Consider the following 19,605-nt stretch of genomic DNA (forward strand, 5'->3'; position numbering starts at 1 on the left):
TGCTACCTCGTCCGACCGCAGGAACGCTCAGATCGTCGCTGTCACGGTCGACGTCACGATCGGAATGCCGGTTCCGGCACCGACACCGACACCAACTGGAATTGCGATCTGCCCCATGGAAAAGCGGCCCGAAGCCAGCGCGACGATGCCGCCGGCAAGGCTGAGCACGGTGATGATCTTGCCACCCGACCCTTCAAGAAAATCGGTGAACTTGGTAAGTGCTGTATCGAAGGTGGTGTCGGCGCCGGCAAATGCTGGCCCCGCGAACCAGAGACCAGCGAACAGGAGGAGGGCGATGGCGACGATCGCCCGCTCCGTGCGCCCGCTCTTTTTCAGAACTGACTGCATGTTGGGTTTCCTTCACATGGAGACGCGACGGATCCGCGCCCAAGTGAAAGGGTGGTCAGATGCCTCTGTGGTCGCAACGGGCGGCCCGAGGAGGCCCCCTCGATTCGGCCATCATTTTGCGATTCTCGGCTTTTTAAGCATGGCCACGGGGCACGATGCCCCGACATCCGGGGCGGGCTGCCCGTCAAAACGGGGCAAGATGCCCGTGATTGCGGGGCGGCTTGCCCCGCATTTGCGGGCAAGCGGCAATCGCGGTAGATTCGGCAACAGGACTATCGGAAATTAACCATTCTCGGTTCATAATCGCTGCCGTAAGCCAGACGCGTAGATCAGGCTTCTTATGGATCGCAACTTCAGGACGTGGGCACTATGGGCGCCGCAGACTCACGAGACATCACCATCGATATCTCCGAATCCCTGTTCCGGCTGACAACCGAAGGCATCCGCCTGCATTCAAACGAAACCCTGCATCATCAGACGCTTTCGAAGCTAATCGATCATAGAAGTTCTCGCACCGAAAAGATCGGGAGCCACGACACCCGCACTCTCAAGGAACATCTTACTTCCATTCCATCGGATGGGACCATTCGAATTCGTCTCGATATTTCCCGAACGAGCGCAAGAAGTCTTGATGAGGTGAAGGATTTACTGAGTCACCAGCTCGACGCCAAGCTGACTGTGGCGGATGCCTTATCACTCCTTTTGTTCGATTATGTGGTCGAACAGAAGGCCGCGCGGATCATGGACAAGCTCGATCTCAACGGCCCAGACCCATTCGGACACAATGGATTCGCCAACGGTCATTCCAGTTAATCGGCTTGGTCCACAGTGTGTTAGCCAACCGATTACCCGCCCACATGGTTCAAACCAAGCTTGCATTGCCGATTCGCCTATGATTGTCTCCCTTGATCCAGGCGGCAACGCGAGATCGAAATGTCATCTCTTGCCAAAGTGGGGGCGTAAGTTGTGGAGGCCGTCGAGCTCGACGAGCCGCAGCGGGATTACGTACCCCTGATCCTTCAAACCATGGCTGTGCAGGACACCGCACAGCGCAGGCTGGCGCATATGACCGGGATCAGCAAATCCCGTCTTGGCCTCCTCCTTCATAGCGATCCCGACAAGCGGTCGGTGATGACTCTGCCTGAGCTTGAAAAAATTCTCCACGCACTCGGCACCAACATCCTGCAAGCCTATATCTGCATCGAGACCTTCAAAGGTCTCGAATTGCCCGACAGGGAGCGATATGCGACCGTCATTTCGATGCTCTGCGAGATGTTCGCCGGCCTGCCCCGCAAGATCATCGAGGCGCTCGACGAGATCAATGGCATCGACGGATCGGAGGTAAAGCGCGACTGGGGCGCGCCCCTCCAGAAAGCCGTGGTCAAACGAGTCGCCGAAGAAGTCGTGAAAATCCGCGAGCGGCGGGCGCGGATCACAGATGGCGATGACTTTCAAATCTAGGCGCGGCTATCGCGTCAAAAAGGCACAGCGCTTTGTACCACCTGGTTCAAAAGGTCGATACGATCGCAGATCGTCCTACAGGACGTGCCGCCGTGACCGGACCAACCGTTGCCTGGGGCACGATTGTCGCCCGGCGCTGAAAGCCGCTCAGCCGCGACCAGTTCAACAGCACATTGTCGACATAATCCTGCGTCTCCCGAATCCGGGGAACGGCACCGTTCCGCACGCGGCCAGGTCCAGCGTTGTAGGCCGCCAGGGCAAGGTGATAGTGACCAAAGCGGTCGATTTGCTGCCGCAGATATTTGGCGCCGCCTCGAAGATTGCTCTCCACATGGTAGCGGTCGACCCCCAGTTGCGCTGCTGTTCCCGGCATCAGCTGGGTCAACCCGAAAGCATTTTTGGGCGAATAAATGTTGGGCTGATACCGGCTTTCCCGGATGATCACTGCATCGAACAGGCCGACCGGGATGCCATGTTCGCATGCGATATTGCTCATCAGTCCGTAATAGGTCGACCGGCGGAACTCCGCGTCGGACCGCAGGAAACCGGTCGGGCGATAGGGCGCTGCAGAACATTCCGGCACGTAACGCGATGCAGCGGATGCGAATATGGCGCCGCCCCGCATCCAGAGCGGGACAGAAATCGATCCTGCCGCGGGGACAGCGGCCGTAAAGCGCGGAACCGACGGCTGCTCCGCGCCGACATAGGCAAACGGATCGCCACCATCAGTGCGCATCGGCGCCTCTGGGTCAGCGCTGAAACTGTCAGCCATCTGAAACTCCACCCAACGCCGGCTCAGATCGTGGACACGAAACGCCGGGGGGAGTGCCCGCGAACCCGGATGATCAGCGGCCTGGGGTGCTTCATTATCGGCCGTCGAAGGCTGCTTGGGCGAACTCATTGGTCCCATCGAAATCACCTGGACGCTACGCGCCGCCCGCAGCGGCTCTGCAGCCACGCCACCGGTGCCCCACCCTATCGCCACAACCGCGATACCGATCACAGATGCTCGCATGAAATCCTCCCCAATTCGCAACTGGGCCAAGTGGAGAGCATCAAATCCAACTCTGTCAATCCACGCCACCGCCGCGAGCCTCGGGTGATGAGGACATGGGCCGACAGCACATGTGGCTGATCCCTCGCAGCACAAACGGCCTTGGTTCAGGCAGAATTCCGCTGCCACAACCCGTACGCGACGCCCTTGTCCGATGGTATGCCGGACAAGGCTCACAGTATGACGAAGCGGCCGGCATCATGCTCGTTCAACAAGCGCGCATCGGCGAGAAATGGATCGCCTGCGATTGTCTGCAGCCCGGCGAACCACCGGCGATCCTGACCCCTGCCTTCCTGTCCGAAGCGGAAACCTATTATCTACGTCGGCTCACCAGCGCCGGCCGGCCCGAGCACCATCCCGACTGTCCTTTCTTCCGCGAGCAGGCCACCAATCGGCTCAGCGAGGTCCGCACCCACGAAAGCGCCGCCGATCCACCATTGGGTTACTTTGAAGTGCTGCGCCCGGCACCGGAGAAGCTCGCCCAAAAACCCGACGAGGTCGGCAGTGACGACCGGACGCGCCAGGGTTCGATTCCCCGTCTCGCCCGCCTGCTCTGGCGCCTGTTCCACATTTCCGGTCTTAACCGGGTTCCTCCGCTTGGCGAGGATCATGCCGACCATTCGATCGGCGATGAGTTCCGGACCCTGTCCGCCGCCGCGGCAAAAGTCGAAATCGCGCCAGGGATCGAACTCGGCCGCGCCTTCTGGACCCATGCGCAGGCTCTCCACAGCAAGCGCGTTTATGCCAACCTGCGCGCGATCGCCCGCCGTTGGCCGCGCGGCCATGCGCCACAGGCTTTCCTGGCCCTTTTCGCTCAGCAATTCCGCGGTTCGACGATCCAGGTGTCGGGCTCGGATCCAGTCGTGATCGCCAACCGCGTGCAATCCCCTTCCGTGCGCGGGAACACCATCAAGGGCCCCTATCTGGCCCTCATCGTGGCCGGGCAATATCCCGAGGCGCATGGGTATGCACCGCTTCGCGCATACGCCCAGCCAATCCTGTCGGGCCGGCGGTTCGTGCCCGTCGACTCCGAATTCGAGCGCGCAGTGCTTCGCGACTTGATAAAGCTGCGCTCGACATTTGACCGCCATGGCATCGATCTGGCGATCGAGAAACCCGTGTTCGATACCTTGACCCCGATCGGTCCCTGCCGGCCGGATTTCCTGCTTGAGGCCCGATCAAGATCCACGGGTGAAATCCGCCAGATCGTGGTCGAAGCCATGGACTCGAACGATGAAATCTACCGGCTCTCGAAGGCCGCGACGCATCCGCGAATGGAACAGCTCGCTCCGCTCGTCTGTGTCTCGCCGCTCGATCTTGAGAGAGACCGGATTGCACTGACCGTCCTGCGCCGGTTCGGCCTCTAGCTCCAACTCATCGACGCGGCGAACAGGGTGACGATCGCGAGGGTCACGGGCATTGAGGTCAAATAGAGCTTCTGCCAACGCCACCAGGTCTGCGGCACAAACATCAGCGCCGAGCGCACCGAGTTGATCGCGGCCCAGCTCCGTTCACGATAAAGCTCGCATATGATCATCCCGCTGGAGAGCACCAAGGCCATCGCACAACAGACCCCAGCCGCAAGATACAAGGCCATCCAATTGGCCGCTTCGACTGTCGTCAGCTGTCCCATCTCGGCTCCACCGCACAGGATCCATCGTACAAGAGAAGCCTAGTGCAACGGGCAAATCCAGGCAATCGGCTCGGACCGATCGCAATCCTCCGGTATCCCGCACCATACTCAACCACCATGGCGGCGATGATCGAGCCGATCAGACACCGTGCCATTGAAATAGAGGGATAAGTTTCGATTCACATAATGTTGTGATTATAGAATTAGAATTCCTAAAAACACATTAACTATATTCTGAATAGTATTTTCAGCTTTCTATCACGGTAGGTCGAACTTTTCCCAATTCAAGATTGGGAACATTACTTATTGAGGATGGGATCGAGCCAAACTTAGCAGGCAAGGCATCCCTATGCGCCGGATCGGCGCAGCCGACTGGACGCGCACATGCAGGCAACGGTTCTCATCATCCTCTATCATGGGCAAGAGACCCTTGCCCTGTATGATACCGATTCCGCAGCCTGGAATGCCCTGCTGGAGTTTGTCGATCAGCATTGGCAGGACCGCTTCGGCCAAATTCCTCGCCCAGACAACGACGACGAGCGCGTGCAGGCCTTCTTCGACGGAGAAGATATTTACCTGCTTGCCTCAACCGACATCATCGATCCCGAACCGGTTCGGCGGAAGTTGTCCCACCGCGCTTCATCATCGGTGCGATAACGACCATGGACGATGCTCAAGCGCCTTGCCCTCGGCGACAGACCCGGGCATGGAAGCACCCAGAGCCTCTTCCGTGAGCGCAGGAAGCGTTGCTATGCTCACCGTGATCTTCGTTCTCATATCTGCTCCAGACACCGTTCATACCAGCTAGTTCCAGCTTCAAAGTCAGTGTCGGCTACCTGCTGGCCTGATCAAAGGCGCCAGACGCGCGCCGACCGCTTTGACCAGTTCGAAGGCCCCGAGCAGCGCAACACCTGTCAATATGATCAAGCCGGCCTCGACCCAGCCCAGTGGCGCAAAACCCAGACGCTGCTGAAGCGGCTCGACCCCGAAGATCAGAATCGTCCCGGCAAGGATGAACCCGAGGACATAGCGGAACGCCACATTGTGCCTGACTACCGCCTTGCTGATACGCGCGCTGAATGATCGATGGGCCAGAATCAGGGCGATCACCGAAGCAACAAGAGCAAAGAAAATGAATGTCCGCAGTTCTTCAACCGGCAATGACGTGCGGCCCGAAGCGATGAGGATCGCACCGAGCACCGCAAGCGCCAGCCCGCCCTGAAACACCGAACTTACCACCAGGGGCAGGTTGAACAAACGCTCCTGCGGCGCACGCGGCGGCCGCTGCATCAAATTCTCTTCTTCCTCCTCTGCCTCGAACACAAGAGCGCAGACCGGGTCGATGATCATCTCGAGAAGCGCGATCTGGATGGGCCCCAGCAAAATCGGCATGCCCAGGAGCAGCGGCAACAGTGCCAGCCCGGCGATCGGCACATGAACCGCGAAAATGAAGCCTGTCGCCTTGCGGATATTGTCATAGATTCGCCGCCCCAGCCGGATCGCCGAGACGATCGCGCCAAAATCATCCTCCACCAGCACGATCGATGACGCCTCCCGCGCAACGTCAGTGCCTCGCTTGCCCATGGCGACGCCAATATGTGCGGCCCGCAGTGCAGGCGCATCGTTGACGCCGTCACCTGTCATGGCGACGATGTCACCGCCAGCCTTGAGCGCCGAGACGATCCGCAATTTCTGATCGGGCATCGTCCGCGCGCAGATCGAGACGGTCTTGATCCGCTCCAACAATTCCTCATCACTCAAGGTGCTGATAATCGGTCCTGTGAGCGTTTCACCGGCATCGAGACCCGCTTCCCCGCCAATCGCCTGTGCTGTCGCCGCATAGTCGCCCGTGATCATGATCACGCGGATTCCGGCCGTCTGGCATTGGGTGATCGCCTCTTTGACACCGGGACGAAGCGGATCCCTCAATCCGACAAGTCCAAGCAGTTCAAAGCTATGCTCGAGATGGTCTTTGGCCGCCGCCTCGCGCGGAACGCGTCCGGTCGCTACACCTAGGACGCGCATGCCGCGCTCTGCCATTGCCGTGGCGGCCGCATCGAGCCGGGCCTCACCCTCCTTATCGAGCCGGCACAGGCGGCCAATCGCCTCGGGCGCACCCTTGGCCGCCGCCACTAACATCATCTCCTTCCCGGGGCTCTCCCAGATATTCGACATCGCCAGCAAGTCAGGCCGCAGGACGTTGGTATGGGCCAGTGCCCACCCGCGTACATCCTGGCAGGCCGCCGCTGTGGCGGCTTCGTGGAAGGCCGCCTCCATCGGATCGACGGGGACCGGAGCGCTCGCCATCGCACCTGATCGCAAAAGCTCGTCGAAGCAGTCGCTGGCCATCCCGGCCCCGAGGTCGGCCGTTTCGCCGGAAGCCAACCAGAGACCGGCTACAACCATCCTGTTCTGGGTCAGCGTCCCGGTCTTGTCCGTGCAAAGGACCGTAGCCGCACCCATGGACTCGATTGCCGACGCCTTCCGGGTGAGCACGCCGACCTGCGCGATACGCCAGGCGCCCATGGCCATGAAAATCGCAAGGACGACCGGGAACTCTTCGGGCAACATCGACATGCCGATCGCGATCCCGGCGAGCAATGCATCGAGCCATCCGCCGCGCATCAACCCATAGAGAAGAAACACCAAGGCAGCGACCGCGAAGCCGCCAATCGCGCAGATGCGCACGATCCTGCCCATCTCTTGCTGCAACCGGGGCGCTTCGGTCTCGACGCCGGACAACGACCTGCCAATCTCGCCGATACGGCTGCGCGGGCCCGTGGCCATCACGCGCGCAAGACCGCCGCCGCGCGTGACGATCGCACCGCCAAAAACATATGGCAGATCATCCCCTCCGGGCTCGCACGCGGCCGCGTCCTCCTGGAGCGCGCTGCGCTTGCGCACCGGGACGGATTCCCCTGTCAGGAGCGATTCATCGCATTCGAGACCCTGCGTACGCAGCACCAGGGCGTCCGCCGCAATCCTGTCCCCTTCATCGAGAACGAGGATATCGTCGACAACGACCTCGCGGCCAGGCACCCGCACGGTCCCGCCATCGCGCACGACAAGCGCACGTGGCGCCGAAAGATCCTGCAGCGCTTCCAGCACATTCTCGGTCCGGGCTTCCTGCACGACGGTCAGCAGTATCGAGAAACACGCGAACAGAAGCAGGATCAACGCCTCTCCCTTGTCACCGAGCAGGAGGTAGGTGATCCCTGCGGCAAGCAGCAGCGCCAACATCGGCTCGCGAAGCACCTCGAGCGCAATCCGCCATGGCGAGCGCTTCTTCTGCCGCGGAAGTTCGTTCGGCCCGTCCCGATCCAGCCGCTCACGAACCTGTGTTGCGGACAAACCGTCCAGGCCGCTCTCATTCAGGGTTTCGGTGGCCATATGCTATCCAGTTTCGATGCCTGCAGTGTGTGGAGTACGGGCATGCAGTTTGGGCTCGGTACATTGCACATCGACGAAACCCGTGGGGCGCAGCGCCCTTCGGCCGTCGATCGCATCTAAGTGCGTGCTCCGTCCGGGTAATTAAGCAATATCCCCAGTGGAACGCTTGTCAGACACACAGCCAAGGGCCCTCAATGGAGCAGACAGAGTCCTCTTCCCATTGTGACGCCATCGCACGGATCCATATCCGCGAATCCCAACGCAGCTTCCACGACGCGCCGCAGAATTTTATCGTGCGTGAAGTGATCACCAGCCCGGCCATCCGACCCCTGAAGTTCAAAGGTCAGAGCATGGTCGTCGCAGATTTCGAGGCCATGCAGGCAGCACCGGTCCGGCTGCCGCCGCCCGAAGAACTCGCCAAGTTCGAAGCCGCCGGGAAATCGGCGCGTCATATACGATCATGCCACTGCATTGGCGGACACCCAGCCACCCAAGACCTATGAGCGTTTGTTCAGCCCGCACATGGGATTTGGTCTTCGATCCCGCCTGACCTCTCGGGCCATGCCGTCTCCCGAGGGCAGCCACGATGCTTCAGACGCGGGTTGGGGTTGTAGTGAGAACCGGCCAGAATAAGCACGCCGGCTCATGGCTCAGGTGTGGGGCAAGCTTCAATGCTTGGCCAATTCTTCCTTCAGGCGCAGTTTTTGCTTCTTAAGCTGCTGGATCACCGTATCGTCCGGCATGGGGCGGCTCATCTCTTCCCGAATCTGGCGGTCGAGAACGGCATGCTTTTGCTGCAGCGCACTCGCATGCGGTGTATCCATAGTCCCCTCCTCCTCTTGTTGACACAAACGGGATCGTGCTTGGGTTTCTCATGCTCGCAGGACCTCACCGGCTGCGACATCGGGAAGATTACGTATCGGTACATTCCCGCTGATATGGGCTGTGATCGCACGCCGCGCGCATTGCGTGATTGGTGCGAAGTTCTGATCAGCGGCTGACGTCGATCGTGTATTGTTCGGCATAGTTTAACCGTCTGGGGGGCATCTATCATGCGGCTTCATACCCTTGTTTTCGGATTGGTCGTTGTGGCCGTGTCGGCGGCGTTTCTGTGGGTGGTAAGTCCCTATGCGGGCGCCATTCTGTGGAGCGTCGTCTTCACGATCATGTTCATCGGCATGAAGGATCGCCTTGCCGCCCGCCTCGGCGGACGAAACGGCATGGCTTCGCTGTTGACGCTGCTTGTCATCGTCGCGCTGGTGATCGTGCCGTCGATCCTGCTGGCTTCGCTCGTCCTCAACGAAGCCGTCCAGGCGTATCAGAATGTCTCCGCCCGCGGCGTCGACCTCAACGGTTTCGTCGGGAAACTATTCGCGGCGGCGCCGGATTGGGCGCAATCACTGTTGCGCTCGGTCCTGGGAAGTCAGTCCGAAGCGCTTGAGAAGATGTCCCGGGTTCGCTCCTTGCGGAACCCATGCATGCCGAACCACCATTGCAAGGCAATGATGGCCCCCTTGGCGGGCTGAAGCAGCCCGATCATCAGGAACAGGGCCAACGGAAGCAGGATCGCCATCAAGGTCGGGACGGACATTTGTGCATCACGCACCAGGGTGATGATGAGCGGCGCCATCAGATGGCCTGTCACGAAGATCGAAACGTAAGCCGGAAAATCGTCTGCTTGCTGGTGCCTCCAGTCCTGGCCGCAATGCGGACAATGCGGGATCGGTTTCAGGAACCGCATGAACAGGCGCGCTTCGCCGCACCGGGGGCATCGTCCGCGCAGGCCGCGCAGGATCGATGCCCAACCAGTTGCAGGCAAGGCAGGGTTCCCGGTTACCGATCCCGGTTCATGAGCGGGCATGGGCTTTGGTATCTCGTGTAACTTGTCAAAAGGAAACCGGATGAGATCAGGCATCGAATAATCCAGGAGGGGCGGCTGCACGGATGCTTTCGTCGACATGGGCGACGAACTGCGTGAAGTTGCGCTTGAAACGGTCGACCAGGGAACGGGCAGTGCTGTCATAGGCGGCACCGTCCGCCCAGGTTGAACGTGGATCGAGAATGCTCGAGTCCACACCCTCGACAGCGACGGGAACTGCAAAGCCGAAGTTGGGGTCGGTGCGGAATTGCGCGTCCTTCAGCGTCCCGGAAAGCGCTGCATTGAGCAGTGCGCGCGTAACCTTGATCGGCATCCGCGTACCCGTTCCATATTGTCCCCCGGTCCAGCCGGTGTTGACCAGCCAGCAATCCACGCCTCCTGCTGCGATCCGCCTGCGCAGCAGATTGCCGTAGATGCTCGGATGGCGCGGCATGAACGGTGCACCAAAACAGGTCGAGAAGGTCGCTTCAGGCTCGGTGACGCCCAGTTCGGTTCCCGCGACCTTGGCCGTATAGCCCGAAAGGAAGTGATACATCGCCTGCTCGGGCGTGAGTTTCGCAATTGGAGGGAGCACACCGAAGGCATCGGCCGTCAGCATGATCACGTTCTTCGGCACCGGTCCCATGTTATCGCGGGACGCATTGGGGATGAAGTGGATCGGGTACGCGCCCCGGCTGTTCTCGGCCAGGCTCGCATCGTCGAGATCGAGCGCGCGGGTCTCGGGATGCATCACCACGTTTTCGAGGATGGTGCCAAAGCGCCGCGTCGTCGCATGGATTTCCGGCTCGGCTTCCGCCGACAGACGGATCATCTTGGCGTAACAGCCGCCCTCGAAGTTGAATATGGCCGTATCCGACCAGCCATGCTCATCGTCGCCGATCAGGGTGCGGGACGCATCCGCCGAAAGCGTGGTCTTGCCCGTGCCCGACAGGCCGAAAAAGATCGCGGTATCCCCTTCAGGACCGATGTTGGCCGAACAATGCATCGGCATCACCCCTAGCTGGGGCAGGACAAAGTTGAGGATGGTGAAGACCGCCTTCTTCATCTCGCCAGCGTAACCGGTGCCGCCGATCAGGATCAGACGCTGCATGAAATCAATGGCGATCACGGTCTCGGAACGGCAGCCATGCCGTTCGGGATCGGCCTTGAAACTCGGCAAGTCGATGATCGTGTAGTCGGCGCTAAAGTGCCTGAGCTCGTCAGCGGTCGGACGCACCAGCATGGTGCGCACGAAGCTCGAATGCCAGGCAAGCTCGGTGATGATGCGAACGCCGACCCGGTGCTCGGCTTGCGACCCGCCGAACAGGTCCTGCACAAATACATCGTCCAGCGTGGCAAGGTGCTCGAGGAAATCCGCGTGCAGGCTCTCGAATGCCGCGCCGTTCATCGGCTTGTTCGAAGGGCCCCACCAGACGTCGTCCTTGGTCAGAACGTCGCGGACGATGAACTTGTCCTGGGCTGAGCGGCCGGTGTGCTTGCCGGTTTCGACGACCAGTGCGCCATGTTCCGACATCCGGCCTTCGCCCCGCCTCAGGGCGAGTTCAACCAGATGCGGCGTATCAAGGCTCTCATGCAGCCGGCCGCCAGGTTTCAGAGTGATGTTCGGGAGAGTCTTCGAGGTCATAGGGACAACGGTCTTTCTCAGGTCAAAAGTGCGAGCAACACGGTTGCGTCAATGGTCGCTCGCGCGCCCTTGAGGGGCGTAGCGAAGCGAGAGCTTGGGACGCCGGACGCGGGCAAGGTGCGGGGCGACGCCGGTCGCGGACTGGCTGTCAGGCACGGGATCCGCCTTGGCGGGATCCTCCTGCACATCGAAGCGCGCCCGGCGTGTCCGGTTCGCGCCTTCAGTCACAACGGGCCCCCCGTTCCCGGCCCGATGCTGCATTCGGGGCGTTGGCGCCGCCATGATCCAGGACACGCGCGATTTCGGTCAGCAGCCCGGAAGCTGCGATCGGCTTGGTCTTTTGCCTGGCACAGCCCTCCATCAGTGTGACGAAAGGCCATTACGACCCGAAAACCTCCGGGATTGCGGGAAAGCCGTCGAAAACGTGCCTTGATCGCACTGACGCTTGAACGGTCCCCGCTCACGTCGCCAGCGGGGCCTTCCTTCGCAGGAACTGATCCAATGATTGGCATAAGGCATATATACAACCTCATTCTAAATTGATAAGACTCATATTTGATGTATTATACATCATGGAGCCTTCATGATCACATCGCAGCAAATGCGGGCCGCGCGCGCCCTTCTTGGGATTGACCAGCGCCAGCTCGCAGCACTTGCCGGGCTGTCCTTGCCGACCATCCAGCGCATGGAATCATCTGATGGCCAGGTGCGCGGCGTTGTCGACACACTGGTCAAGGTGATCACCGCGCTGGAGAGTGCCGGCATCGAGCTGCTTGGCGAGAATGCCCCCAGTACGGGCGTAGGCCGCGGGGTGCGGCTGCGCGAAACGACATCGGGAAAGCCGAGCGGCCGGGGGCAGTCGATTCTCTATGACAAGGCGGCGAGCGGGGAACCGGTCCGGTGAACGCAAAAGCCGCCTTCACGCCCAAGCTCATCACGGCATTGCGCGAAGGCTATGATGCCCGCACCTTCCGGGCTGACGCGATCGCAGGGCTGACGGTCGCGATTGTCGCGCTGCCGCTGGCCATGGCGCTGGGTATCGCCAGCGGGGCTTCGCCCGACAAGGGGCTTGTCACGGCGGTGGTGGCAGGGTTCCTGATTTCAGCCCTTGGCGGATCGCGGGTTCAGATCGGCGGGCCGACCGGGGCCTTTGTTGTCGTCATTTTCAATGTCATTGCCCGGCACGGTTATGATGGCCTGCTGATAGCGACGCTCCTGGCCGGCCTGATCCTTATTGCGGCCGGGGTGTTTCGCCTCGGGCAGATGATCAAGTTCATCCCTCACCCGGTCGTAACCGGGTTTACGGCGGGGATTGCCGTTATCATCGCCTCGAGCCAGGTGAAGGATTTCCTCGGGCTTTCGATGGCTGAGGTTCCTGCCGAGTTCCTCCCGAAATGGCAGGCCTATCTGGCAGCCATGTCGAGCACCAGCTGGCCCACACTGGGCATTGGCATCTTCGCACTCACAATCATCATCGTGCTGCGCAAACTCGCACCCAAGCTGCCCGGATTCCTGATCGCCGTCGTCGTGAGTTCGGTCGCGGTGGCTGTGCTCAAGCTCCCGGTCGACACGATCGGTTCTCGTTTTCCCGATATTCCCGCCGGCCTGCCCATGCCCTCCTTCCCGGAGATTTCCCTCGCCAAGGTCAATGCCGTGTTGCCGTCGGCATTCACCATTGCATTTCTGGCTGGCATCGAAGCCCTGCTCTCAGCCGTCGTCGCCGATGGCATGATCGGGACACGACATCGTTCAAACCAGGAACTGATTGGCCAGGGCGTGGCCAATATCGGATCAGCTCTGTTCGGCGGCCTGCCCGCAACCGGCGCGATCGCCCGCACCGCCACCAACATCCGCTCCGGGGCCAGAACCCCGGTCGCCGGGATCATGCACGCGATCTTCCTGCTCCTGTTCATCCTGTTCGCCACCAGGCTCATGGCGTTCGTGCCCATGGCCGCGCTTGCCGCGATCCTGTTCATGGTCGCCTGGGGGATGAGTGAATATGAACGGTTCATCGCCTTGCTGCGTATGCCCAACAGTGACCGGGCCGTCCTGCTTCTGACCTTCGGCCTGACAGTGCTCGTCGATCTCACGGTCGCGATCGGCGTCGGCGTGACCCTGGCCTCGCTCCTGTTCATGGCCCGCATGAGCGAGGCCGTCGAAGTCGACAGCAGCGGCAGACAGGATACCGATCTCGATTCCGAAGACATTCACCAGCGCGACGCCTTGCCGCAAGGCGTCGAGGTATTCCGCATCACCGGACCGTTCTTCTTCGGCGTCGCGGGCGAACTGCTTGATACGCTGCGCCGCGTCGGACAGTCCCCCAAAGTCATCATTCTGCGCATGCGGCTCGTTCCATTGCTCGATGCCAGCGGTGTTCAGGCGCTCGAGGAGTTCGTTGAGCAGGCGCATGTCGCTGGCGCAACAGTCGTGCTGTCCGGGGTGCAGGCGCAACCGCGCTCGATGCTCGAGCGGGTTCATCTCGGGAGCGGTTCGGGCAAGGTCTTCTACGCAACAGACTTCGCCAGTGCACAGGCGCTGGCGGTTGGCTTGCTCGAGGCCCCCGAAGCTCAACTGCACTGATCGGCACGCTCTTGTCCGGTTCGGACGAGCCCATTGTTGAATGGAGGAATGCTTGAACGACGTCGTGATCTTGTCGGGTGTCCGCACCGCGATCGGCGAATTTGGGGGAAGCCTCAAGGATGTCGCGCCATGGGAGCTCGGGCGCGTCGTCATTGCCGAAGCCATCAAGCGGGCCGGAATCGAACCTGGCGATGTGGAGCATGTGGTCCTTGGCCAGGTTATCCAGAGCGAGCCGCGCGATGCCTATGTCTCCCGGATTGCCGCGATTGCAGCGGGGATTCCTGATCGGACCCCGGCGCTCACCCTGAACCGTCTGTGCGGATCGAGCGTTCAGGCCATTGTTTCTGCCGCCCAAATGATCGCCTTGGGCGAGTGCGGCATCGCCGTTGCCGGCGGTGTCGAGAGCATGAACCAATCGCCACACGTCCTCAAGGGCCTGCGCTGGGGTCGCAGGATGGGCGATGAAATGATGATCGATGCGATGAACGCGACACTAAGCGATCCCTTCGGCGCAGGCCATATGGGGGTTACTGCCGAAAATGTTGCCGAGCGTCATGGCATCACCCGGGCCGAGCAGGACGCACTGGCGGCCGAAAGCCATCGCCGGGCGGCAAGAGCCCAGCAGGAAGGCCGCTTTCGCGAGCAGATCGTCCCCGTGGAAGTCAAGGGCCGGGGCGGCACCCATATGTTCGAAGTCGACGAGCATGTGCGCACCGCCGTTTCCAGTGAAGCGCTCGGCGTGCTCCAACCCATCTTCCGCAAGGACGGCGGGACCGTGACAGCGGACAACGCCAGCGGGATCAACGACGCTGGCGCGGCCCTGGTGCTGGCCTCCGCCACCGCTGCCGAGACCTGTGGACTGACACCCCGCGCCCGGGTGGTCAGTTGGGGACATGCCGGTGTCGCCCCCGAGGTCATGGAACTGGGGCCGGTCGAAGCCGTGCCCATCGCCCTCAAGCGGGCCGGCTTGTCACTTGACGATATCGACGTGATCGAAGCGAACGAGGCTTTCGCCGCACAGGCTTGCGCGGTGACCAAATTGCTCGATTTGCCACCCGAAAAGGTCAATCCCAATGGCAGTGGCATTGGACTTGGGCACCCGGTCGGTGCAACCGGCGCCATCATCACCATCAAGGCGCTTTATGAACTCGAGCGCATTGGCGGGCGCTATGGCCTTGTGACCATGTGCATTGGCGGCGGACAGGGGATCGCGCTCGTGATCGAGCGATGGCCGGCCGGTGAGGCATGAGAGGCAAGCCATGAGCGAACCCGGCCGGATACGCAGACGTCGCAGTTCGCTGGATATCGGCAGGGCGGAACGCGCACTGGTCCAACTGGCCGCCATGCTGGCGCTGCTTGCAGGCTTTATCAATGCCGTTGGTTTTCTGGCTTTCGGTAATGTCTTCCTGGCATCGCCTGAGGCCAACACCACGGTGCTGGGCGTGAACCTTCCTGGTAGCGTGGCTATCGCGCAATTTGCCGCAGGCATGGTGGCCAGTTTCGTTGGAGGTGTCGTGCTTGCGACCCTGGTCGCACACGGCACGAGCCGTTACCGGCGCACGGTGACGCTCGTCTGCACCACGGTTGCCCTGACTGGCGCCTATCTTGTGTTCCGGTTGAATGTCGCGATCGTCCCGGCCATCCTCCTCGCCATGGCGATGGGTGCCGCCCATTGCCTGTTCGAGAAGGACGATCCCGACTTGCGGGAGGCCATGTCGCCCTCAACGCAGATCGTCCGGTTCGGGGAGGCATTGGCCGACGGACGACATGGCGTGAACCATCGCCAGCTTGGCCTGCATGCATCGTTTTGGCTGGCCTTCCTGATTGGCGGGCTTGCAGGCGCCGGCGCGTGGATGGCGTTCGACATTCGTTCCATTGCGTTGGCCGCCATCGTGGCTGGATTGCTGACAATGCGCACCTGGTTGATTGAACGCGATCTGTTCCGTGCCTGACGCACATTCCTGAGCAATGGAGAACCCGATGAGTGATGATGAATATGTCTACGATGAAGAATCCGGTGAATGGATGCCCGCATCCGAACTAGCGGAACGGCGCGCCACAGCGGACCGGGTCGAAGTCCGCGATGCCCTGGGCAACCTGCTTGCTGACGGCGACCAGGTCACGTTGATCAAGGACCTGGTCGTCAAGGGCGCGGGCCAGACTCTGAGGCGCGGGACGCTGATAAAGTCGATCCGTCTTACCGATGACCCGCAGGAAATCGACTGCCGATATGAAGGCATCAAAGGTTTGGTGCTTCGCGCGGAGTTTGTACGCAAGCGCAGCTGATTGGCGGATCCGGCATTTTCGGTTCCACCCGTTTTTCGGCGCAAAGGTGCTTGAGGAAGATCAAGGCATTTTGCTCGTCTCGGCGGCAGCATGAAAGATGATGTGAGGTTCGCAATGAGTACAACCAATATCCGTCAGCGTTTCTCTTCCCTGTCGATCACTCTGCACTGGCTCATGGTGCTGCTGATCTCGGCCGTTTATGCGGCCATTCTCCTGCGGGAGAACTATCCCAAGGGAACCGACATGCGTGAAGGGCTGAAATCCTGGCATTTCATGCTCGGGCTCGCTGTTCTGGCATTGGTCATCATCCGCTTGGTAGCGCGCCTTAGCCAGCGCAAGCCGCCAGTCACGCCGGAACCGTCAGCATGGCAGGCGCTTCTGGCCAACGCGACGCATCTTGCGCTCTATGCGTTCATGTTGGCGATGCCCTTGGCGGGCTGGGTTATTCTGAGCGCGTCGGGCAAGCCGATTCCATTCTTTGGCCTCGAACTGCCGGCTCTTGTCGGCCAGAGCAAGGCCTTGGCGGGACAGGTGAAGGATTGGCACGAGACCGTCGGGACCATCGGATATTTCCTGATCGGCTTCCATGCTCTTGCCGCTCTCTTCCATCATTACATCGTCAAGGACGATACCTTGCGCCGCATGCTGCCGGGCCGGCATTGATGTCGGCCTGTCGATCAGGCCGGATCCCGGTAATCCTCATTCTTCGTCAGCATTGCCCAGATGGTGCGCGCCAGCCATGAGTTTTCTGGGATCAACTTCTAGCCCAGCCAGTTCAGGCGCGACATCACCCCGATATGCATACACCAATCCACCTAGAGGAAACCCTGCGCGGATATACGCTGTTACTTACCGCCGCCCGGAGATTGGGGAACGGTGATGTCTATGCCGGGAATGGGATCACCGGCGCGCTTGGCTCCAGCACTCTTGATTTCCTTGCCCGTTTGCGGATTACGCCCGCCACCATGCGCCGCACTGCCCGGTTGATCGCTATGCTTGACAATGTCCGCCAGCGCCTTGCCTGCCTTGAACTTTGATTACGTTGCGGGATTATCCGTAGCATTCAAATCGGACCTCCCATCACCGTCATAGTCACCGGCCCCCTGATGCCCTTGCATGGCATCTGACCTTTTGCTGCCGCGCATGGACGTATTGTCTACCGCATCGGCGTGTGCCCCATGTCCATGCGCGCTTTGTGAGCATAAGATAGATAGCTCCCAATCAATACCAAGCCTGCAAAGGCAATCGCGAAAGGACGTGTGAAACTATTCGGGGATATAGGGAGTATGTTTTTCATAGCGTTCTCCCATATCGACTTTTCTGGCGGATCGCCGATCATTCTTTTAGAGAGGGCTGCTTAACCTCGTGTGTATGATGCGGATCGCCTACAAGCAACAGCGGGAAGGGGCATCGTGACCGAAGAGGTGAAGAAAGGTCGTGTCGGAAACCGGTTCGATGATTTCCTCAGCCGAACGCGGTGCTGGCGCACGCCAGCGGCGATGCTCGCGTCCATGGCTTCCAGCGGATATTCGCTGGAATTCCTGCCGGAAGCACAGTGCCGGATATCACCATAGGCTTTGGAAATGACTTATATAAACACCAAATAAACCTATAAGGCTTATATATAAGCCATATTCTTGACATTTGATCCCATTTTCGGCATCCTTGGATATAAAGGATGCAGCCATGCCGCGCGCAAAACACTCGACCATCGACCGGACCTATTCCCGCTATGGACGAGAAGCCATCGTCACGCTTGGACAGCTCATCCGGATAGGCCGGATCGAGCGGAAGCTGAGCATGGTCGAACTGGCCGAGCGTGTCGGCATTTCCCGCGACATGCTGCGCCGGATCGAAAACGGTGATCCGCGCTGCGAGATCGGCGCGGTGTTCGAGGCCGCGACGATTGTCGGCGTATCCTTGTTCGAAGAAGATAGGGGGCGTCTGGCCTCGCGCATGGCGGAGCAGGCCGAAAAACTCAGCCTGCTTCCCAAGAAGGTCCGCAAACCCAGGACCACGGCGGTGCGCGATGACTTCTGAACGCCGCCATGACGAGGCCTATGTCTGGATATGGTTGCCTGGCGCAGTAGAGCCAGTGGTCGCGGGTCTGTTGAGCCGCCAGCCGGACGGTCGTCTCGCCTTCAATTATGGCCAGAGCTATCTAGCCCGCAAGGACGCGGTTCCGATTTATGATCCCGAGCTTCCGCTCAAGGCCGGTATCCAGCCGCCGCATGACCGGATGCTGCTGCCAAGCTGCATCCGCGACGGCTCGCCCGATGCCTGGGGGCGGCGGGTCATCATCAACCGCATGCTCGGCACGAAGGGCAACGACGCAAACGCCGATCTCGACGAGCTGACCTATCTGCTGGAATCCGGTTCCGACCGGATCGGCGCGCTCGATTTCCAGTTCTCGCCGACCGACTATGTTCCGCGCGCACGGCAGAACGCGTCGCTCGAAGAACTGATGCAATCGGCGGAGCGGGTGGAAAAGGGCGTTCCACTTTCGCCCGATCTCGATCAGGCGCTCCAGCACGGCACGTCGCTGGGCGGCGCGCGCCCGAAGGCGCTGATCGACGCCAAGACCCGAAAATTCATCGCCAAATTTTCAGCGAGCAACGACCTTTACAATGTCGTGAAAGCGGAATTCATCGCCATGCGGATGGCCAGGCTGGTGGGCCTCGACGTGGCCCATGTCGAACTGACCGCGGGGCTCGGCAAGGACGTGCTGCTGATCGAACGCTTCGACCGGCAACAAGGCCCAAGGGGCTGGATGCGCCGCGCCATCGTCTCGACGCTGACCATGCTCGAACTCGACGAAACCGAAGCGCGCTATGCGAGCTATGAGGACTTGGCGGAGATCGTGCGCCATCGCTTCACCGGTCCCAAGGCGACGCTCGAAGAGTTGTTTGGCCGGATCGTGTTCAACATCCTCTCAGGCAATACCGACGATCATGCACGCAATCATGCCGCGTTCTGGGACGGCAAGTCGCTGACGCTGACGCCTGCTTATGACATCTGCCCGCAAGGCCGCAGCGGCGGCGAGGCATCGCAGGCCATGCTGATCGTTGGCGGCAAGCGGCTGAGCCAGCTCACCGTCTGCCTCGAAGCCGCGCCGAACTTCCTGCTGAGTCAGGATCGTGCGCGGAAGATCATGGACGACCAGATTGCCGCGATCCACGCGAACTGGGACGCTGTTTGCGACGAAGCCGGACTATCTCAGGTTGACCGCGCCCTCCTGTGGGGGCGGCAATTCCTCAACCCGTTTGCCTTGCAGGGCTTCGCCGAAAGTTGAGGCTCTTAATCACTTCCGTATCAGCGAATTGAAAGCGGTCGGTGGCAGTGGCAGCATT

The 19,605-nt window shown here is 60.7% G+C and carries 22 protein-coding genes; 15 read left to right on the top strand and 7 right to left on the bottom strand.

The features are described 5' to 3' along the window. Positions 1–27: 27 nt before the first annotated feature. Positions 28–348: a TrbC/VirB2 family protein gene (locus tag WFP78_RS08225; protein WP_015460524.1), complete on the bottom strand. Its 321-nt coding sequence runs from the start codon at positions 346–348 to the stop codon at positions 28–30. Positions 349–717: 369 nt separating this feature from the next. Here WFP78_RS08225 and WFP78_RS08230 point away from each other — a divergent pair, with 369 nt between their 5' ends. Continuing rightward, a complete protein-coding gene (locus WFP78_RS08230) occupies positions 718–1,161 on the top strand; it encodes a hypothetical protein (protein WP_236626954.1) in 444 nt (147 codons plus the stop codon). A gap of 153 nt (positions 1,162–1,314) precedes the next feature. Next, on the top strand, positions 1,315–1,809 hold the full coding sequence (locus tag WFP78_RS08235; RefSeq protein ID WP_015460525.1) for a hypothetical protein: 495 nt from the start codon (positions 1,315–1,317) through the stop codon (positions 1,807–1,809). Between the two features lie 46 nt (positions 1,810–1,855). On the opposite strand, the gene WFP78_RS08240 is transcribed toward WFP78_RS08235, so the two are convergent. Continuing rightward, complete coding sequence (locus WFP78_RS08240) at positions 1,856–2,812, bottom strand: lytic transglycosylase domain-containing protein (RefSeq protein WP_336960537.1); 957 nt, start codon at positions 2,810–2,812, stop codon at positions 1,856–1,858. A 122-nt stretch (positions 2,813–2,934) separates the two neighbouring features. Here WFP78_RS08240 and WFP78_RS08245 point away from each other — a divergent pair, with 122 nt between their 5' ends. Beyond that, on the top strand, positions 2,935–4,230 hold the full coding sequence (locus WFP78_RS08245) for a hypothetical protein (protein ID WP_336960539.1): 1,296 nt from the start codon (positions 2,935–2,937) through the stop codon (positions 4,228–4,230). Here WFP78_RS08245 and WFP78_RS08250 read toward each other — a convergent pair. After that, a complete protein-coding gene (locus WFP78_RS08250) occupies positions 4,227–4,496 on the bottom strand; it encodes a hypothetical protein (protein ID WP_336960541.1) in 270 nt (89 codons plus the stop codon). The genes WFP78_RS08245 and WFP78_RS08250 overlap by 4 nt on opposite strands. A gap of 384 nt (positions 4,497–4,880) precedes the next feature. Between WFP78_RS08250 and WFP78_RS08255 the strand changes: the two genes are divergently transcribed. Next, a complete protein-coding gene (locus WFP78_RS08255; RefSeq protein ID WP_015460534.1) occupies positions 4,881–5,153 on the top strand; it encodes a hypothetical protein in 273 nt (90 codons plus the stop codon). Positions 5,154–5,318: 165 nt separating this feature from the next. Here WFP78_RS08255 and WFP78_RS08260 read toward each other — a convergent pair whose 3' ends face one another. After that, entirely contained in the window at positions 5,319–7,886 is a 2,568-nt protein-coding gene (locus WFP78_RS08260; protein WP_336960543.1) for a cation-translocating P-type ATPase, read from the bottom strand. A gap of 194 nt (positions 7,887–8,080) precedes the next feature. Here WFP78_RS08260 and WFP78_RS08265 point away from each other — a divergent pair, with 194 nt between their 5' ends. After that, complete coding sequence (locus tag WFP78_RS08265; protein WP_336960546.1) at positions 8,081–8,389, top strand: hypothetical protein; 309 nt, start codon at positions 8,081–8,083, stop codon at positions 8,387–8,389. 165 nt (positions 8,390–8,554) lie between these two features. Here WFP78_RS08265 and WFP78_RS08270 read toward each other — a convergent pair whose 3' ends face one another. After that, entirely contained in the window at positions 8,555–8,710 is a 156-nt protein-coding gene (locus tag WFP78_RS08270) for a YdcH family protein (protein ID WP_336960549.1), read from the bottom strand. Positions 8,711–8,938: 228 nt separating this feature from the next. On the opposite strand from WFP78_RS08270, the gene WFP78_RS08275 reads away from it, so the two are divergent. Beyond that, entirely contained in the window at positions 8,939–9,412 is a 474-nt protein-coding gene (locus tag WFP78_RS08275) for an AI-2E family transporter (RefSeq protein WP_336960551.1), read from the top strand. Here WFP78_RS08275 and WFP78_RS08280 read toward each other — a convergent pair. Both WFP78_RS08280 and WFP78_RS08285 read right to left on the bottom strand, forming a co-directional pair. Then, positions 9,310–9,747 carry a DUF983 domain-containing protein gene (locus tag WFP78_RS08280; RefSeq protein WP_336960728.1) on the bottom strand — a complete coding sequence of 146 codons (438 nt, stop codon included), beginning with the start codon at positions 9,745–9,747 and terminating at the stop codon, positions 9,310–9,312. The genes WFP78_RS08275 and WFP78_RS08280 overlap by 103 nt on opposite strands. A 46-nt stretch (positions 9,748–9,793) precedes the next feature. Then, positions 9,794–11,389 carry a phosphoenolpyruvate carboxykinase gene (locus tag WFP78_RS08285; protein WP_336960553.1) on the bottom strand — a complete coding sequence of 532 codons (1,596 nt, stop codon included), beginning with the start codon at positions 11,387–11,389 and terminating at the stop codon, positions 9,794–9,796. A gap of 583 nt (positions 11,390–11,972) precedes the next feature. Here WFP78_RS08285 and WFP78_RS08290 point away from each other — a divergent pair. The 9 genes from WFP78_RS08290 to WFP78_RS08330 all read left to right on the top strand — a co-directional run bounded on the left by WFP78_RS08290 (position 11,973) and on the right by WFP78_RS08330 (position 19,547). Next, on the top strand, positions 11,973–12,293 hold the full coding sequence (locus WFP78_RS08290; protein ID WP_336960555.1) for a helix-turn-helix domain-containing protein: 321 nt from the start codon (positions 11,973–11,975) through the stop codon (positions 12,291–12,293). Further along, a complete protein-coding gene (locus WFP78_RS08295; RefSeq protein WP_336960557.1) occupies positions 12,290–13,969 on the top strand; it encodes a SulP family inorganic anion transporter in 1,680 nt (559 codons plus the stop codon). The genes WFP78_RS08290 and WFP78_RS08295 overlap by 4 nt, the downstream gene beginning before the upstream one ends. 52 nt (positions 13,970–14,021) lie before the next feature. Next, entirely contained in the window at positions 14,022–15,218 is a 1,197-nt protein-coding gene (gene bktB, locus WFP78_RS08300; protein WP_336960559.1) for a beta-ketothiolase BktB, read from the top strand. A gap of 10 nt (positions 15,219–15,228) precedes the next feature. Next, entirely contained in the window at positions 15,229–15,921 is a 693-nt protein-coding gene (locus WFP78_RS08305) for a YoaK family protein (protein WP_336960561.1), read from the top strand. Between the two features lie 28 nt (positions 15,922–15,949). Then, positions 15,950–16,255: an alkylphosphonate utilization protein gene (locus tag WFP78_RS08310; RefSeq protein ID WP_336960563.1), complete on the top strand. Its 306-nt coding sequence runs from the start codon at positions 15,950–15,952 to the stop codon at positions 16,253–16,255. 114 nt (positions 16,256–16,369) lie between these two features. Beyond that, positions 16,370–16,918 carry a cytochrome b gene (locus WFP78_RS08315; RefSeq protein WP_336960565.1) on the top strand — a complete coding sequence of 183 codons (549 nt, stop codon included), beginning with the start codon at positions 16,370–16,372 and terminating at the stop codon, positions 16,916–16,918. 749 nt (positions 16,919–17,667) lie between these two features. Continuing rightward, on the top strand, positions 17,668–17,829 hold the full coding sequence (locus WFP78_RS08320; protein WP_336960567.1) for a hypothetical protein: 162 nt from the start codon (positions 17,668–17,670) through the stop codon (positions 17,827–17,829). 112 nt (positions 17,830–17,941) lie between these two features. Further along, positions 17,942–18,295: a helix-turn-helix transcriptional regulator gene (locus WFP78_RS08325; protein WP_336960569.1), complete on the top strand. Its 354-nt coding sequence runs from the start codon at positions 17,942–17,944 to the stop codon at positions 18,293–18,295. Continuing rightward, positions 18,285–19,547 (top strand): type II toxin-antitoxin system HipA family toxin, encoded by a 1,263-nt coding sequence (locus tag WFP78_RS08330; protein ID WP_336960571.1) that lies wholly within the window; start codon positions 18,285–18,287, stop codon positions 19,545–19,547. The genes WFP78_RS08325 and WFP78_RS08330 overlap by 11 nt, the downstream gene beginning before the upstream one ends. Positions 19,548–19,605 lie beyond the last annotated feature (58 nt).

Origin of the sequence: Sphingobium aquiterrae, assembly GCF_037154135.1 — a bacterium.
GTDB lineage: Bacteria > Pseudomonadota > Alphaproteobacteria > Sphingomonadales > Sphingomonadaceae > Sphingobium > Sphingobium aquiterrae.

Bases quoted from the DNA above. Each gene is read 5' to 3' on its own strand.
- WFP78_RS08225 (WP_015460524.1), bottom strand. From the start codon at position 348: ATGCAGTCAGTTCTGAAAAAGAGCGGGCGCACGGAGCGGGCGATCGTC.
- WFP78_RS08230 (WP_236626954.1), top strand. From the start codon at position 718: ATGGGCGCCGCAGACTCACGAGACATCACCATCGATATCTCCGAATCC.
- WFP78_RS08245 (WP_336960539.1), top strand. From the start codon at position 2,935: ATGTGGCTGATCCCTCGCAGCACAAACGGCCTTGGTTCAGGCAGAATT.
- WFP78_RS08250 (WP_336960541.1), bottom strand. From the start codon at position 4,496: ATGGGACAGCTGACGACAGTCGAAGCGGCCAATTGGATGGCCTTGTAT.
- WFP78_RS08255 (WP_015460534.1), top strand. From the start codon at position 4,881: ATGCAGGCAACGGTTCTCATCATCCTCTATCATGGGCAAGAGACCCTT.
- WFP78_RS08260 (WP_336960543.1), bottom strand. From the start codon at position 7,886: ATGGCCACCGAAACCCTGAATGAGAGCGGCCTGGACGGTTTGTCCGCA.
- WFP78_RS08265 (WP_336960546.1), top strand. From the start codon at position 8,081: ATGGAGCAGACAGAGTCCTCTTCCCATTGTGACGCCATCGCACGGATC.
- WFP78_RS08270 (WP_336960549.1), bottom strand. From the start codon at position 8,710: ATGGATACACCGCATGCGAGTGCGCTGCAGCAAAAGCATGCCGTTCTC.
- WFP78_RS08275 (WP_336960551.1), top strand. From the start codon at position 8,939: ATGCGGCTTCATACCCTTGTTTTCGGATTGGTCGTTGTGGCCGTGTCG.
- WFP78_RS08280 (WP_336960728.1), bottom strand. From the start codon at position 9,747: ATGCCCGCTCATGAACCGGGATCGGTAACCGGGAACCCTGCCTTGCCT.
- WFP78_RS08285 (WP_336960553.1), bottom strand. From the start codon at position 11,389: ATGACCTCGAAGACTCTCCCGAACATCACTCTGAAACCTGGCGGCCGG.
- WFP78_RS08290 (WP_336960555.1), top strand. From the start codon at position 11,973: ATGATCACATCGCAGCAAATGCGGGCCGCGCGCGCCCTTCTTGGGATT.
- WFP78_RS08305 (WP_336960561.1), top strand. From the start codon at position 15,229: ATGAGCGAACCCGGCCGGATACGCAGACGTCGCAGTTCGCTGGATATC.
- WFP78_RS08310 (WP_336960563.1), top strand. From the start codon at position 15,950: ATGAGTGATGATGAATATGTCTACGATGAAGAATCCGGTGAATGGATG.
- WFP78_RS08315 (WP_336960565.1), top strand. From the start codon at position 16,370: ATGAGTACAACCAATATCCGTCAGCGTTTCTCTTCCCTGTCGATCACT.
- WFP78_RS08325 (WP_336960569.1), top strand. From the start codon at position 17,942: ATGCCGCGCGCAAAACACTCGACCATCGACCGGACCTATTCCCGCTAT.
- WFP78_RS08330 (WP_336960571.1), top strand. From the start codon at position 18,285: ATGACTTCTGAACGCCGCCATGACGAGGCCTATGTCTGGATATGGTTG.